The sequence below is a fragment of the Phytohabitans sp. LZ39 genome, assembly GCF_059359075.1.
This window is the reverse complement of sequence record NZ_JCADBM010000007.1, coordinates 229,337-243,428: the sequence shown is the minus strand read 5'-3', so window position 1 is coordinate 243,428 and position 14,092 is coordinate 229,337. Positions and strand designations below refer to the sequence as shown.

Sequence of the window (14,092 nt, the reverse complement as noted above, 5' to 3'; positions counted from 1 at the left end):
TGCTCTGCTCGGGGGCGGTGACGGCGTCGTTCTGAGGTTCCGGAGGTGGTGTGGAAGGGCAACGTTTCTGGCGAGTTCCGGAAAGACGGCCGCAAGGCCCGCATCGTACAATGCCGGGCGTGACCGGGATCGGCGCCGCCGCATCCGTCGGCGACGGCCGTCGCCGCGGCAAGGTCACCGTGGCCACGATCGCCCGGCTGGCCGGGGTCTCCGCGCCCACCGTCTCCCGCGTGATCAACGGGCAGGCCGGCGTCGCGCTCAGCACCCGCCGGCGGGTCGAGGCGGTGCTGCACGAGCACGGCTACCAGCGCGGCGACGCGGTCACCCAGGCGCCGCTGATCGAGCTCGTCTTCCACGCGCTCGACAGCCTGTGGGCGCTGGAGATCATCGAGGGTGTCGAGGAGGTCGCCCGCGACCAGAAGCTCGCGGTCGTCCTCACCACCATGCAGGGCCGCCTCACGCCCGGCGCCGGCTGGACCGAGCAGGTCCTCTCCCGCCGCCCGATGGGCGTGATCGCGGTGATCTCCGAGATCACCGCGCACCAGCAGGCCCAGCTGGCCACCGGCTCGATCCCGCTCGTCACGCTCGACCCGACCGGCGAGCCGCTGCACGACACGCCCTCGGTCGGCGCGGCCAACTACAGCGGCGCGCTCGTCGCCACCCGCCACCTGATCGAGCTCGGCCACCGCCGCATCGGCATGCTCTGCGGCAACCTGAAATGGCCCTTCTGCCGGGCCCGGCTCGACGGTTTCCGCGCCGCGATGGACCAGGCGGGCGTGCCGGTCGACCCCGACCTGGTCCGGGTCGGCCCGCTCTACGTCGAGGGAGCGGCCCGCGAGACGGCCGTCCTGCTCGCACTGCCCGAGCCGCCGACCGCCATCTTCGCCACCAACGACCTCCAGGCGCACGGGGTCTACGAGGCGGCCCGCCAGGCCGGCGTGCGTGTGCCCGACGACCTGAGCGTCGTCGGCTTCGACGACCTGCCCTTCACCCGGTGGGCCGGGCCGCCGATGACCACCGTGCGGCAGCCGCTCAAGCGCATGGGCACCACGGCCGCCGCGATGCTCGTCGCGCTCGCCTCCGGGCAGGTGCCCCGCGAGCGCCGGGTCGAGCTGACCACCGACCTCATCGTCCGGCAGAGCACCGCGCCGCCGCGCACCCGGTAGGGGCTAGGCCTGTTCAAAGGATTGTCGAGGCGAGCCGGAGTCCAGGCGGCGTCCGGTGGTGGCGGGCGCGAGGTCGCATAACGGTGTTGCATGCGGCCTTTCGCCCGACGTCGCTGGTCGTCTGGGCCCGGCGCTGCCCGGCAAGGATTTGTCAGCAGGCCCTAGGCGCCGACGCCGCCCCACGGGCCCGGGTCACGGGCGGTGCGGCCCTGGTCGGCGATCCGCTCCGACTCCTTCGCCGCCCGCTTCGCGGTGCGGTCGGCCATCGCGGCGATCTTCGCCGCGCGCTTCTGGGCCCGACGGGCCTTCCACTCGCGTAAATTGAACATCCATTCAGCGTAGGACCCGAAGTCTAGGGGAAATATGCCACTGCTCTTCTCGTACGGCACCCTCCGCGACCCCGCGGTGCAGCGGGCCAGCTTCGGCCGCGAGCTCTCCGGGCGGGAGGACGACCTTCCCGGGTACCGGCTGGAGCTGCTGGAGATCAGCGACCCGCACGTGCTCGACCTCAGCGGCCTGGCCGAGCACCCGATCGTGGTGGAGACCGGCGACGCGCGCGACACCGTGGCGGGCGTGGTGTTCGAGGTGACCGACGGGGAGCTCGTCTCCGCCGACGAGTACGAGGTGGACGACTACGAGCGGGTGCTCGCGCGGCTCGGCTCGGGCGCGGAGGCGTGGGTGTACGTGAAGGTCACCTGAGGCCGTCGTAGTAGCCCTTCAACGCGGGGTAGTAGTCGTCGAACGCCACCGGCGGCGCGTCGTTTCGGGCCGCCACCAGCTGGTCCAGGTAGAACTCCCAGCCCGGGCCGACGTCGCCGAGGCCCTCGGTCGTGTCGAGGTGGTGCGTGAAGCGCAGCTCCGTGCCACCGTCCACGTCGGACAGCTGGAGCTCGGTGCGCCAGCTGCCGGCCTCGTCCACAGCGGACAGTGCCAGCCGCCGTGGTGGCTCGCAGGCCTCGACGCGCATGTCCATCCAGGGCTTGCCGTCCTCGAACTCGAGCCGCACCTTGATGGACCGCCCCGGCGCGGCCTCGCCCTCCCACGGCCCGAACCACCGCGCCGTGCGGGCCGGCTCGGTGAGGCTCGCCCACACGTCCTCGGCGGGCGCCCGGAAGGTGCGGGTCAGGACCAGGTCGGTGCCGAACAGCCGGCCGGTGGGTACAGGGCTCATGCGCTGCGTTCCTCTCGTGCGGTGGTCTCGGCGGCGGCGGCGCCGCGCCGCTCGCGGGTTCGTTCGGTGGTCTCGGCGGCGGCGCCGCGCCGCTCGCGGCGGGTGTGGTGGACCTCGGTTCGTTCGGCCGTCTTCGCGGCGGCGCCGCGCCGCTCGCGGGTTCGTTCGGTGGTCTCGGTGGCGGTGGCGGTGGCGCCGCGCCGCTCGCGGCGGGTGCGGTAGACCTCGGTCTCCAGCGCGTCGAAGTGGCCCTCCCAGGCGGCCGCCCGATCGTCGCGCAGGAACGGGGTGAGCCACCGCGCCAGCGCGTCCAGCGGCGCCGGATCGAGCCGGTAGAACCGCTGCCGGCCGGTGAGCTCGTCGTGGACGAGCCCGCTCTCGCGCAGCACCCGCAGGTGGCGGCTGACGGCGGGCCGGCTGATCGCGAAGCGGTCGGCGATCTGCCCGGCCGACATCCGCCGCTCGCGGATCATCGCCAGGATCTCGCGCCGCACGGGGTCGGCGATCGCTCCGGCCACTTCGTCCACGGGCAGAAGCGTAACCCATCGGTTACGCTTTCGCCAGACGGGCCGGGGTCGCGGCATATATCGCGACGCGGTATATGCCTCGGCCATGAGCAACGGACCCTCGAGGGACCCCGCGTTCCTCGTCCTCACCGCGCTGGCCGCGGCGCCCCAGCACGGATACGGCGTCATCGAAGACGTCGCCCAGATCTCCGAGGGGCGGGTGCGGCTGCGCGCCGGCACGCTCTACGCGGTGCTCGACCGGCTGCGCGCCGACGGCCTCATCGAGGTCGACCGGGAGGAGATCGTCCAATCTCGACTGCGCCGCTACTACCGGCTCACCGCCGCCGGTGCCCAGCGCCTGGCCGAGGAGACCGCGTGGCTGCGCCGCAACACCAGCGCCGCCACCACGCGCCTGCGCCGCAGCGGGCTGCTCGCCGAGGGAGGGCCAGCGTGACCGAGGTCCTGGAGCGGCGATACCGGCGGCTGCTCGCGGTCTGGTATCCGTGGGAGCACCGCCGGCTGTACGAGCGGGAGATGCTCGCGGTGCTGATGGCCGGCGCCCGGCCGGAGCAGCGGTGGCCCTCGGCCCGCGACACGGCAAACCTCGTCGGGCACGGCCTGCGCACGCGGTTCGGCGCGGCGGGCACCGGCCTGGCCGCCCCCGCGTGGGCCGAGGCCGCGGCGGTGACGGCGCTGCTGGGTGCGCTGGTCCTGCTCTCCCAGCGGGTGTCGCGGATCGCCGAACACCTGGTGCTGCCCGGCCCGGCGCCGACGCCCACGCTGTGGCTGCGCGCGCTCGCCTGGACGGCGGTCGTCGCGGTCGCCCTCGCCGGCTGGCGCGTGCTCGCGGCCACCTGCGCGTGGCTGACGGTGGCCGCGGAGGCGGTGCTGTTCGCGCGGCAGTACCAGGACATGCCGGTGGCCGCGATGGGCACCTTCGTCCCGCTCGCCCTCGGCGTCCTGGTCGCCGCCGGGCTTACCCTGCCCGCACCGCGCCGGCGCGCGCTCGCCCTGCTGGGCTGGGCGCGGATCGCCGTGTTCGCCTCGGCCCTCGCCACGGTGCACGGGGTCTACCTCAACAACCAGCGCGGTCGCGACCGGCTGTACGACGGCGAGGCGTTCTACGTCTGGTTCGGCCTGGAGTCCGGGTCGGACGCCGGGCTCTACCTGTTGCTGGGGCTCGTCGCGGTCGCCGGGATCGCCGCCCTGCTCGTACCCGCCACGCTGCCCCGGCCGGTCCGCTGGCGCGTGCTCGCGATGGTCGCGCCGATCGCCGTGGCGCTGGCCGTCATCGAGCGGGGGCTGGACGGCTGGGCGTACTCGAATGGACACATGGGACACCCGATCTACCTCGCGCCGATCCAGTGGGTGGTGCTGACCGCCGGCCCGCTGCTGGCCTTCGCGCTCGGTGTCCTCGTCGTGCACCGGCTGGAGCACGTCCGGCGGATGGTCGCGGTCGGCGAGGCGGCGGAGGAGACCGGTCCGGCCCGCGACTGAGCGGTGCGGTGCCCGCCCGCACGGGGGACGGGCGGGCACCGCCGGGGTCACCGCCAGGTGATGGTCACCGTGGTGCCTGCGGCCGGCGTGAGCGTCCGGTTGGCGCCGGTCTCCCAGGTCACCGTGCCGTCGGGGTTCTTCTTTATCAGCTTGTACTCCATGGTCTGGTCGAGCGGCAGGCGGACCGTCCCTGTCCACACTGGATAGTTGGCCGGGTCCAGTGCGACGGCGTCGGCGGGGTTCCAGGAGCCCACGGCGGGCGTGGAGCCGACCAGGAAGACGTTCTGTCCGAAGTAGGTGGTGGCGGTGGCGTCGAACGTGACGGCCGCCGTGCCACCGGTTTGACTCCACGTCGCGGTGTGCGCCGCGCCGGCCGTGCCCGAGCGGTTGGGTGTGCTCTCCCACGTGACGGTGCCGCCGCTGATCCGTGCCAGCTTCCACTCGAAGGCGGTGCCGGCCGGGATGGAGACGCCGCCGCCGAACGAGCCGGCCGTCGCGCCCGGCGTGAGGCGCAGCCCGTTCGCCGGCGTCCACGAGCCGAGCTGGGCGATCGAGCCGACGACGTATACGTCCTGCCCGGTGGGCGCGGTGACCTGGAACGTGGTGTCGCCGGCCGGTGGCGGCGTGGTGCTCCCGCTCGTGCGCGCGTCGACGTGCAGTGCCACCCCGCGGTTGGCCGGGATGGTCGTGGTGAACGCGCCACCGGAGACCGCGATCGTGCCGCCCGTGCACGCGCCGGTGGCCGCGGTGAACGTGCCGCGCGCGACGTTGCAGTACGTCCCGTCCGGCAGGCTGGTGCCGAAGGTGCGGCTCCACGCCTCGCCGGTGGCGTTGAACGCGGCGTACCCGCGGCCGCCGCGGGCGAACGCGAGCCGCCCGTTGCCGTCGGTGACCGTGCTGGAGATGCCGGTGCCCTCGGTGGCGTTGCGGAAGCTGGGCATGCCGGCGACCTGCTCGTGGCGATGCTCGCAGACCCACTGACCGTTCGCACAGTCCGTGGCGTTGGTGGTGCCGTTGGACGAGCTGGGCGGGCCCTGCGCCTGCGCGGTGAAGGCGTAGCTCGACATCAGCTGCACCGTGCCGTACGGGTGGGCCATCATGAACGCGTCCGCGACGTAGTACCGGTCGCCGTTCTTGTACGTGAGCGTCGGGCTCGCCCGCTGGGTGTCGTGGTTGTCGACGAACACCACCGCCTGGCCGCCGGACAGCCCGCCGTAGTCCGGCAGGTTGGCGAACTGGGCGATGTTGCCGCCCTGGAAGCCGCTGGACACCGCGCGCTGGTAGTCGAAGTTGGTCACCTTGCCCAGCGGCGCGTACGCGGTGTACGGGATCGTCGCGTCCCCGTACACCTCGTGGAAGATGTCCGGTCGGCCGCCGAAGCCGGGCACGTCGTGCAGGCGGGAGATGATGTCCGCCAGGTGTGCCTCCTGCACGTGCTTGGCCGCGTCGACCCGGAAGCCGGCCACGCCCAGGTCGATCACCGCGTTCATGTACTTGGCTATCTTGCGGCGCACCTCAGGATCGCCGGTGTCGAGGTCGGCGAGCGCGAGCAGCTCGCAGTCCTGCACCTCGGCCTTGTTTCCCCAGTTGCTGATCGTCGTGTAGCAGGGCCCGAAGTTCGGGTAGGTGTACGCGTCGCCGGAGCCGTCGTCGAACAGGTTCGGGTACTCGTACTTGCTGTACACCGTGCCGGCGCTGCCCGGGCCGCTGCCCGCCGAGCCGGTGCCGCTCATGTGGTTGAGCACCACGTCGACGTAGATCTTCACGCCGGCGTCGCGGCACCGGTTGACCATGTCGACGAACTCGGCGCGGGTGCCGCGCCGGGTCTGGTCCAGCCGGTAGGAGACCGGCTGGTAGTCCTGCCACCAGGGGTAGGTGGCGCCCTCCGCGCTCGGCAGCACCACGTGCTCCTGCGGCGGGGAGACCTGCACGCCGCCCCAGCCGTTCGGGCCGAGCGTGGTCTCGCACTCGCGCGCCACGGAGCTCCACCGCCACTGGAACAGGTGCACGATGGACGACCCGTTCGCGACGGCGGCGTGGGCGGCCGGCGCGGTGGCGACCGTGACGGCGACGGCGGTGAGCAGGAGCAACGGGACGGTCGCGGCCGCTGCCCAGCTGGCCGCGGCCCTTCTTCGTGGGTTCACTGCGCACTCCAGGGGTGTGGGAGATGGAGGCACTTGCGATCTTTGCAAGAAGTTGCAGACGTCGTCGCAACAAGGTAGCAACATCGATCGCTGTTTGTGAACCACCCGCCCGGAGGTGGTTTCCGAGGAGGGCGGCCCGCACGGCCGCGCGGGGAGTGTCCACGACGTCGGCCGCGGGGGTGCCCACGACGTCGGCCGCGCCGCGTACGGCGCGCCGTGGTAGCAGCCGGCCGCGGTGAGCGTGGTGCGGCGTGGTAGCCGCTGGTCGCGGTGGGCGTGGTGCGCTGCGGTAGCCGCCGGTTGCGGTGAGCGTGGTCCGCCGGTCGCGGCCTGCGCGTCACGCTCCGAAGTGGACGCCGGTGTCAGTCCTTCTCGGACGCCAGCACGACGAGCACCGGGTAGTTCTCCGGCGGCCGCCCGTCGACCAGCGCGATCCCGGTCGAGAAGTCGCCGTCGCGCCACACCCTGGAGCGGTAGCCGGGGCCCCCGTCCGGCGGGAAGCGGGTGTCTTCGGCCCAGCCGTCGCCCAGCTCCCGGGCGTAGTGCGCGGCGACCGTGTCCCACGTGGTGCCGGCCGGCAGGTGGAACCCGCTGTGGTCCCACGGCCCGTCGAAGTGCTTGTCCATCCGGCGGCGCAGGTCGACCATCGCGACTTGGGCGGCGATGACGGCGTCCCCCTCGCCGAGCCCGTCCACAGCTCCGGCGGGAGCGGGTGGCGGGGGTGGCGGGTCGCCTTGTCCACAGGCGCCCGTCCCCAGGAGGGTCGCCGCCAGTAGAACGGTCACACGGATCCGGGTGGCGATCATCGCAGGGGATCGTAGCGGGCGCGTGCCAATCGCGCGGGGCGCGCCGGGTGAGCGGCGGCCGTCAGCCGGCGAGCTTCGTGGCACCGAGCGGCCGCCGCCGTGGAGAAGCTCCCGCACGGGCGACCCGCGGGACCGCCTGCACGCACTGCCGCGCGCCCGCGCCGAGGCGGGCTAGTGGGGTGGCCGCAGGCCGCCGCTCACCCGGTGAAGGTTTGTGGCACCGCCCGCACGCGCTGCCGCGCGCCCGCGCCGAGGCGGGCTAGTCGGGGTCGAGCGCCTTCGACTCGGCCAGCAGTTTCCACAGGCCCGCGCCGTCCGGGGCGGAGAACCACCGCTTGCCGGCCTGGTCAGAGGCGGTCAGCTGGTGGCCCGCCGGCGACGGCAGGCCACCGGCCAGGACCGCCTGGGTGGGGGAGAGCGCGCGGATGGCGACCGCCGCGACCTGGTCCGGATGGGTCTCCGCGAACGTGCGGTAGATCTCCGGGTCGTGCTGCCCGTCGTCGCCGACGAGCAGCCACCGGATCCACGGCAGCTCCTCGGCCAGCCGGTTGAGCGCGGCCAGCTTGTGGGCACGCCCGCTGCGGAAGATGCGGTCCTTCTGCGGACCCCAGTCGGTGAGCAGCAGCGGACCCGGCGGGTAGAGGTGGCGGGAGAGGAAGCGGGTGAGGGCGGGCGCCACGTTCCACGCGCCGGTGGACAGGTAGAGGACCGGTGTGCCGGGGTGCGCGGTGATGAGCCGCTCGTACAGCACGGCCATCCCGGGCACGGCCGCGCGGGCGTGCTCGTCCAGCACGAACGTGTTCCACGCCGCGAGCAGCGGCCGGGGGAGCGCGGTGACCATCACGGTGTCGTCGATGTCGGACACGACGCCGAAGGTGACGGTGGGGTCGACGACGCGCACCGGCGCCTCGACCGGTTCGCCATCGCCGCTGCTGAGCCGGACGGTGCGCCAGCCGGGCTCGAGGTCCGCCTTGACCACCGTGTCGATGAACCCGCCACGGTCCGCGACCGCCTCGTGGCGCCGCCCGGCCACCTCGACGGTGACGGGCGCGTCCTTGGCGGAGACGGTGGTGAAGCTGCGCCAGCCACGCAACTTGCCGGCCTTGCGGGGGCGGCCGTGGTCGGGGCGGCTGACCATCACCCGGCCCATCACCCGGACCCAGCCGGGGGCGCCGTACCCCGTGTACGGCACGACGGTCGCCGACCAGCCCCGCTTGCGCAGCCAGCCCTCGAGCACGTCGTGCACCGCGTCTTCGATCCGCGCGGCGCGGTGCACCTCAGTCACCTCGCCAGCCTCGCACACGACCATGGTCCGCGCACCAGCGGCGGCGCTGTCAGCGATCACCCAGTTGGGGGTGGAGGAGCGGGAGCGAGACCCGGAAGAGCGCACCGCCGCCGTCGGCCCGCGTCGGCGAGGCGGTGTCGTCGCCCTCGGGCCGCGTGGCAGAGGCGGTGTCGTCGCCCTCGGGCCGTGTCGCCGCGACCGTGCCGCCATGGGCCTCCACCAGGGACGCGACGATCGCCAAGCCCAAGCCCGCGCCCCCACCGGCGGTGCGGCTGCGGGACTCGCCGGCGCGGTAGAAGCGTTCGAAGACCCGCTCGGCCTCCGCCGGCGCCAGGCCCGGGCCGCTGTCGGCCACCTCCAGCACCGCCGCGCCGTCCGCGATACCCACACCGATGCGGACCGGGCTGCCGGCGGGGGTGTGACCGATCACGTTGCCCACGAGGTTGGCGACCACCTGGCGCAGCCGTGCCTCGTCGCCGCTCACCGGCGCCGGACCCGCGGGACCCGCGCCGCCCGGACCGGTCACCGTCACCGTGCGGGTGGGGTCCAGCGCGGTGAGGTCGCGGCGGGCGTCGGCGGCGAGGGTGCGCAGGTCCATCGGCGCGCGGTGCAGCGGCAGGCCGGCGTCGCCCTCGTCCAGCCGGGCCAGCAGCAGCAGATCCTCGGTCAGCTGGGCCAGCCGCGCCGACTCGCTCTCGATCCGGGCCATGGTGAGGCCTACCTCGACTTCCCCGGCGACGCCACCCATGCGGTACAGCTCGGTGAAGCCCTTGATGCCGAACAGCGGCGTGCGCAGCTCGTGGCTCACGTCCGCGACGAAGCGCCGCATCCGCGCCTCCGACGCGGCGCGGGCCGCGAACGCGGCCTCGATCTGGCCCAGCATGCCGTTGAGCGCCGCGGCGAGCCGCCCGATCTCGGTGCCCGGGGCGGCCTCGTCCGGCACCCGCCGGGAGAGATCGCCCACCGCGATGGCGGCCGCAGTCTGCTCGATCCTGCGTAGCGGCCGCAAGCCGGCGCGCATCGCGAACCAGCCCGCCACCGCGAGCACCGCGACCAGCCCGAGCCCGGTGACGAGGCAGACCACGCGCAGGCGGGTGAGCGTGCCATCCACAGTGGACGTCGAGGCGGCCACCGCGATGCCGGCGCCGGGCGGCGGAGGCTCGCCCAGCAGCGGCGTTGCCGAGCGGGGGAGCGCCACCACCCGCCACTCCGCCCCACCGTCCACATCGGCCACCGTGAACGGGTGCCCGCCCCGGGCCGCCACCCCCGCCGCGTCCAGCCGGGGCAGGTCCGGCCGGCCCGTTCCGGCGTTGTGCATAACGCGTTCGACACCGCCGTCCGCGCGCAGGTACACGATCTCGATCCCGTCGACGAGGTCGAGACGGGTGCTCAGCTCGGCCGGCAGGACCGCAGGATCGAAGCCGGGGATGGCGGCCGGCGACACCCCGGACAGGAGAGTGGTCAGCTGCGTCAACTGCGAGTCGACCCGCTTGACCAGGTGGCCCCGCAACACCTCCGAGACCACCGCCCCGCTCACCGTGAAACCCACCGCGAGCAGCGCCACGCAGATCAGCAGCAGCCGCGCCCGCAGCGACAGGCGCCTCACGGGCGGGGCTTCCGCAGCACGTACCCGACGCCGTGCACGGTGTGGATGAGCTTCGGCTCGCTCGTGTCCACCTTGCGGCGCAGGTAGCTGATGTACGTGTCGACGATGCTGGGGTCGCCGCCGAAGTCGTAGCGCCAGACCTCGTCCAGGATGCGGGCCTTGTGGACAACCTGTCCCGCGTTCGCCATCAGGTAGTGCAGGAGGCGGAACTCGGTGGGTGACAGCCGCACCGGCCGCCCGCCCCGCGTTACCTGGCGGCCCTCCGGGTCGAGGGTGAGGTCGCCGACGGTGAGGTCGCCGCCGGCGCCGGTGGTGCGCCGCAGGATCGCGCGGATGCGGGCGATCAGCTCCTCCAGGTCGAACGGCTTGGTCACGTAGTCGTCGCCGCCCAGCGTCAGTCCGTTGATCTTGTCTTCGGGCGCGTCCCGGGCGGTGAGGAACAGCACCGGCACCGGCCGCCCCCGCTCGCGCAGCCGCCGCACCACGTCGAAGCCCTCCATGTCGGGCAGCATGATGTCCAGCAGCACGAGGTCGGGCGCCTGGCGGGCGGCCGCGGTGAGGGCCTCGGCGCCGGTGGCGGCCGACGCGACCGTGAAGCCGGCGAAGCGGAGCGTCGCCGACAGCAACTCGCGCAGGGTCGGTTCGTCGTCCACCACCAGCAGTCGCGCCACGCCGTCCATCCGTCCTCGCTTTCTTGATGCCGGTGTCACCTTCCGCGCCGGCCCGGGTGGCGCCCGCGCCGGGTGGCGCCCGCGCCGGGTGGCGCCCGCGCCGGGTGGCGCCCTGTCCGGGTGGCGCCCGCGCCCGGGCTCCGGCCCTGTCCGGGTGGTGCCCGCGCCCGGGCTCCGGCCCTGTCCGGGTGGTGCCCGCGCCCGGGTGGTGCCCGCCCCGGGATGGCGCCCGCACCCAGGGCTCCGGCCCTAGGCGTCGCGGGCACGCAGCACCGCGAACGCCGCCACGAGCGTGGCCGCCACCGCGACGCAGAGCACCCCGTAGCCCGCCCAGGGTCCGAGCAGGTCCGGATCCGACTTTACGGTCATCACCCGCGAACCGGCGGTGGTCGGCCACCACCGCACGAGGCGTTCGCCCCACCCGCCGGGTAGCCCTTGGCCGAACGCCGGTACCAGCAGTGTGACCGCTACCAACACGGTGATCCCGCCGGCTGTGGACCGCACGATCGTGCCGACGGCGACGCCGAGCAGGCCGATCGCCGCCAGGTAGAGGCCGGCGCCGGCGGCGGCGCGTGCCACGTGCGGTTCGGCGAGCGTGGTGTGCGGCGCGTCCGTGCCGGCGAGCGTGACCTGGCCCAGCAGGAACGCCCCGAAACCCACCACCAGCCCGGAGACCAGCGCGACCGCCGTGAAGACCGCCGCCTTCGCGGCGAGCAGCCGGGCCCGCCGGGGTACCGCCGTGAGGCTGGTGCGGATCATCCCGGTGGCGTACTCGCCGCTGATGACGAGCACCCCGAGCACGCCGAGGGCCAGCTGCGCGGCGAGGTAGCTCTGCGTGCTCACCTGCGTGGGGTCGAACGCCGCCCGCTCGGCCTCGGGCAGCTCCGCGTACCCGGCACCCGCGCCGGAGCTGATGAGCACGCCGAGCCCGATCGCGAGGACCGCGAGGGCGAGCAGGGTGAACGCGGTGGAGCGGAGCGAGCGCAGCTTCGTCCACTCGGAGAGCAGGATCCCGGTCATCGTTCCACTCCGAACTCGACTGATTCGCGGGTCAGCGCCATGAACGCCTCCTCCAGCGACTGGGTGCGGGGGGTGAGCTCGATCAGCGGCACGCCGTCGAGCGCGGCGAGCCGGCCGATCTCGGCACTGTCCAGATCGGACACGACGAGCTCGTCGGCCTTGTCGCGCCGGACGGCGGCGCCGGCGGCGCGGAGCCGGTCGGCGAACGTCGCCGCCTCCCTGGTGCGCACGACCACCGCCGGGTCGGCGCTGTCCCGCATGAACGCGTCCAGAGCGGTGTCCGCGATCAGCCGGCCCCGGCCGATCACGACCAGGTGGTCGGCGGTGAGCGCCATCTCGCTCATCAGGTGGCTGGACACCAGCACGGTGCGCCCCTCGGCGGCCAGGTCCCGCATGAGGTTGCGGATCCAGCGGATGCCGTCCGGGTCGAGGCCGTTGACCGGCTCGTCGAACAGCAGCACGGCCGGGTCGCCCAGCAGCGCGGCGGCGATGCCGAGGCGCTGGCTCATGCCCAGCGAGAAGCGCCCCACCCGCTTCTTGGCGACCGCCTCAAGTCCGACCAGGCCGAGCACCTCGTCGACCCGGCGCCTGTGGATACGGTTGCTCTGGGCGAGGCAGAGCAGGTGGTGGTACGCGGTGCGGCCGCCGTGCGCCGCCCGCGCGTCCAGCAGGGCACCGACCTCGCGCATGGGTACGGGCAGGTCCGCGTACCGCCGGCCACGCACGGTCACGGTGCCCTTGGTGGGTGCGTCCAGACCCAGGATCATGCGCATGGTGGTGGTCTTGCCGGCGCCGTTGGGGCCGAGGAAACCGGTCACCTGCCCGGGTGTGACGGTGCACGTGAGGTCGTCGACGGCCATGGCGCGGCCGAAGTGTTTGGTCAACCCTCGCAGCTCGATCATGCCGCCGATGGTGGCGGGCCGAGATGGCCGGCTCCGGGGAGCTTCTGTGAGCTTTCTGAGAGCGCCCCGCGCCCGCGACCCCCCGCGCCCGTGACCCCGCGCCCGCGCCCGCGCCTCGCCGGCTCGACCAGCGAGCCTTCCCACGACCGGTGCGCCCGAAATACACAGGAAAACTTCAGCGCCGCACCGACGCCAACGCGGGGTCGGCGAACACTTCGGTCAGGCGGTGAGCTTGGCGATCTCGGCTATTTCCGTGGGCGGGTCGACTACCGGCTGGATGACGAGCTCGTCGATCCCGGCCGCCTCCATGGCGGCGATCCGGGCGAGGAGGTCGTCCCGGGTGCCGACCAGGGTGAGTCTGTCCACCAGCGACGGCAGCACCAGGTCTCGCTCCGCTGGAGCGACGCGCCCCAGGTAGTTTGCGTAGAGCGCCTGGTACCGGTCCGGCGCGGTGGCCGTGGTGCCGCGCCGGTCGAGGAGGCGCCGCACGGCCGCACGTTCCTCGGCGCCGAGTGTCTCGGCGAAGGCGGGTTTGTCGGCGGCGAAGACCAGGAAGGACAAGACGGTGTGGCCGGTCGCGTCCCGTGCCGGGGCGCCGTACGGGTCCTCGCTGTCGCCGAGCAGGTGGAGCGAGGTCATCAGATAGGTGTCGCCGTCCACAGGTGTGCCCGCGGCCTGCGCCGCTTCTCGGCGGGCATCGTCGAACGCGCGCCAGGCCGCGGGATCCAGGACGGCGAAGGAGAGCAGGCCGGCGCCGCGACGGCCGGCGACGGCGGCGGCCTTCAGCCCTTGCGCGGCCACCACGAACTCGATGGGGGCGGCGGCGCGCGGGAACCGGATGTCGCGGACCCGGTCACCCTCGCGGTAGCCGGTCGGACGGCCGGCGCACAGATCTTGCAGCGACGCGGTGAACGTCTCGAGCTCGGCCACTGTGGTCGGCGGCATCCCCAGGGTGCGCCGGGCGGAGTTTCCGGTGCCGACGCCGCAGATGATCCGGCCCGGTGCCAGCGCGTCGAGGCTGGCCAACCCGCTCGCGGCGGCCGGTGCCGACCGCAACGCCGGCGACGTCACGCCGATGCCGAGTCTGATGCGGCTGGTGGCCTTCGCGCACAAGGCCAGAGCGGCGAACGGATCGCCGTGGACCATCGGGGTGTCGTAGACCCAGAAGCTGCTCAAGCCCAGCTCTTCGGCTTGTACGGCGAGCTGCTCCACACCAGGGCGCGCCGCGACCACGATGCCCGTACGCAAAGGTGCCTCCCCGGGCTCGTCCGCCACCGCGCGGCCATCGTAGCCTCCGTCGCGGTGCGTGCGTCGAGAC

At 73.7% G+C, this 14,092-nt stretch carries 15 protein-coding genes; 4 read left to right on the top strand and 11 right to left on the bottom strand.

All coding sequences use genetic code 11. The features are described from left to right. Nucleotides 1–119 precede the first annotated feature (119 nt). Nucleotides 120–1,166 (top strand): LacI family DNA-binding transcriptional regulator, encoded by a 1,047-nt coding sequence (locus AC5L36_RS16525; protein WP_441216656.1) that lies wholly within the window; start codon nucleotides 120–122, stop codon nucleotides 1,164–1,166. Between the two features lie 161 nt (nucleotides 1,167–1,327). Here AC5L36_RS16525 and AC5L36_RS16520 read toward each other — a convergent pair whose 3' ends face one another. After that, nucleotides 1,328–1,495 (bottom strand): hypothetical protein, encoded by a 168-nt coding sequence (locus tag AC5L36_RS16520; protein WP_441216655.1) that lies wholly within the window; start codon nucleotides 1,493–1,495, stop codon nucleotides 1,328–1,330. A gap of 34 nt (nucleotides 1,496–1,529) precedes the next feature. Here AC5L36_RS16520 and AC5L36_RS16515 point away from each other — a divergent pair, with 34 nt between their 5' ends. Beyond that, nucleotides 1,530–1,865 carry a gamma-glutamylcyclotransferase family protein gene (locus AC5L36_RS16515; RefSeq protein WP_441216654.1) on the top strand — a complete coding sequence of 112 codons (336 nt, stop codon included), beginning with the start codon at nucleotides 1,530–1,532 and terminating at the stop codon, nucleotides 1,863–1,865. Here AC5L36_RS16515 and AC5L36_RS16510 read toward each other — a convergent pair. Next, a complete protein-coding gene (locus tag AC5L36_RS16510) occupies nucleotides 1,858–2,337 on the bottom strand; it encodes an SRPBCC family protein (RefSeq protein ID WP_441216653.1) in 480 nt (159 codons plus the stop codon). The two genes, AC5L36_RS16515 and AC5L36_RS16510, sit on opposite strands and share 8 nt — an antisense overlap. Further along, complete coding sequence (locus AC5L36_RS16505; RefSeq protein ID WP_441216652.1) at nucleotides 2,334–2,864, bottom strand: metalloregulator ArsR/SmtB family transcription factor; 531 nt, start codon at nucleotides 2,862–2,864, stop codon at nucleotides 2,334–2,336. The genes AC5L36_RS16510 and AC5L36_RS16505 overlap by 4 nt, the downstream gene beginning before the upstream one ends. 85 nt (nucleotides 2,865–2,949) lie before the next feature. Between AC5L36_RS16505 and AC5L36_RS16500 the strand changes: the two genes are divergently transcribed. After that, nucleotides 2,950–3,297 carry a PadR family transcriptional regulator gene (locus tag AC5L36_RS16500; protein WP_441216651.1) on the top strand — a complete coding sequence of 116 codons (348 nt, stop codon included), beginning with the start codon at nucleotides 2,950–2,952 and terminating at the stop codon, nucleotides 3,295–3,297. After that, nucleotides 3,294–4,340, top strand: coding sequence for a hypothetical protein (locus tag AC5L36_RS16495; protein ID WP_441216650.1), 1,047 nt, complete (start codon nucleotides 3,294–3,296; stop codon nucleotides 4,338–4,340). The genes AC5L36_RS16500 and AC5L36_RS16495 overlap by 4 nt, the downstream gene beginning before the upstream one ends. Nucleotides 4,341–4,387: 47 nt before the next feature. Here AC5L36_RS16495 and AC5L36_RS16490 read toward each other — a convergent pair whose 3' ends face one another. The 8 genes from AC5L36_RS16490 to AC5L36_RS16455 form a co-directional block, all read right to left on the bottom strand. After that, on the bottom strand, nucleotides 4,388–6,484 hold the full coding sequence (locus tag AC5L36_RS16490) for a carbohydrate-binding module family 20 domain-containing protein (protein WP_441216649.1): 2,097 nt from the start codon (nucleotides 6,482–6,484) through the stop codon (nucleotides 4,388–4,390). A 362-nt stretch (nucleotides 6,485–6,846) separates the two neighbouring features. Continuing rightward, on the bottom strand, nucleotides 6,847–7,290 hold the full coding sequence (locus tag AC5L36_RS16485) for a hypothetical protein (protein WP_441216648.1): 444 nt from the start codon (nucleotides 7,288–7,290) through the stop codon (nucleotides 6,847–6,849). Nucleotides 7,291–7,549: 259 nt separating this feature from the next. Then, complete coding sequence (locus tag AC5L36_RS16480; protein WP_441216647.1) at nucleotides 7,550–8,575, bottom strand: App1 family protein phosphatidate phosphatase; 1,026 nt, start codon at nucleotides 8,573–8,575, stop codon at nucleotides 7,550–7,552. Between the two features lie 49 nt (nucleotides 8,576–8,624). Beyond that, nucleotides 8,625–10,181, bottom strand: coding sequence for a sensor histidine kinase (locus AC5L36_RS16475; RefSeq protein ID WP_441216646.1), 1,557 nt, complete (start codon nucleotides 10,179–10,181; stop codon nucleotides 8,625–8,627). Then, nucleotides 10,178–10,861 (bottom strand): response regulator transcription factor, encoded by a 684-nt coding sequence (locus AC5L36_RS16470; RefSeq protein WP_441216645.1) that lies wholly within the window; start codon nucleotides 10,859–10,861, stop codon nucleotides 10,178–10,180. The genes AC5L36_RS16475 and AC5L36_RS16470 overlap by 4 nt, the downstream gene beginning before the upstream one ends. 240 nt (nucleotides 10,862–11,101) lie before the next feature. Beyond that, nucleotides 11,102–11,872 (bottom strand): ABC transporter permease, encoded by a 771-nt coding sequence (locus tag AC5L36_RS16465; protein WP_441216643.1) that lies wholly within the window; start codon nucleotides 11,870–11,872, stop codon nucleotides 11,102–11,104. Further along, nucleotides 11,869–12,774, bottom strand: coding sequence for an ATP-binding cassette domain-containing protein (locus tag AC5L36_RS16460; protein ID WP_441216641.1), 906 nt, complete (start codon nucleotides 12,772–12,774; stop codon nucleotides 11,869–11,871). Before AC5L36_RS16460 ends, AC5L36_RS16465 begins: the two co-directional genes overlap by 4 nt. A 219-nt stretch (nucleotides 12,775–12,993) precedes the next feature. Continuing rightward, entirely contained in the window at nucleotides 12,994–14,022 is a 1,029-nt protein-coding gene (locus AC5L36_RS16455) for an LLM class flavin-dependent oxidoreductase (protein WP_441216639.1), read from the bottom strand. Nucleotides 14,023–14,092: the final 70 nt, after the last annotated feature.

Bases quoted from the DNA above. Each gene is read 5' to 3' on its own strand.
- AC5L36_RS16485 (WP_441216648.1), bottom strand. From the start codon at position 7,290: ATGATCGCCACCCGGATCCGTGTGACCGTTCTACTGGCGGCGACCCTC.
- AC5L36_RS16515 (WP_441216654.1), top strand. From the start codon at position 1,530: ATGCCACTGCTCTTCTCGTACGGCACCCTCCGCGACCCCGCGGTGCAG.
- AC5L36_RS16465 (WP_441216643.1), bottom strand. From the start codon at position 11,872: ATGACCGGGATCCTGCTCTCCGAGTGGACGAAGCTGCGCTCGCTCCGC.
- AC5L36_RS16470 (WP_441216645.1), bottom strand. From the start codon at position 10,861: ATGGACGGCGTGGCGCGACTGCTGGTGGTGGACGACGAACCGACCCTG.
- AC5L36_RS16500 (WP_441216651.1), top strand. From the start codon at position 2,950: ATGAGCAACGGACCCTCGAGGGACCCCGCGTTCCTCGTCCTCACCGCG.
- AC5L36_RS16520 (WP_441216655.1), bottom strand. From the start codon at position 1,495: ATGTTCAATTTACGCGAGTGGAAGGCCCGTCGGGCCCAGAAGCGCGCG.
- AC5L36_RS16460 (WP_441216641.1), bottom strand. From the start codon at position 12,774: ATGATCGAGCTGCGAGGGTTGACCAAACACTTCGGCCGCGCCATGGCC.
- AC5L36_RS16510 (WP_441216653.1), bottom strand. From the start codon at position 2,337: ATGAGCCCTGTACCCACCGGCCGGCTGTTCGGCACCGACCTGGTCCTG.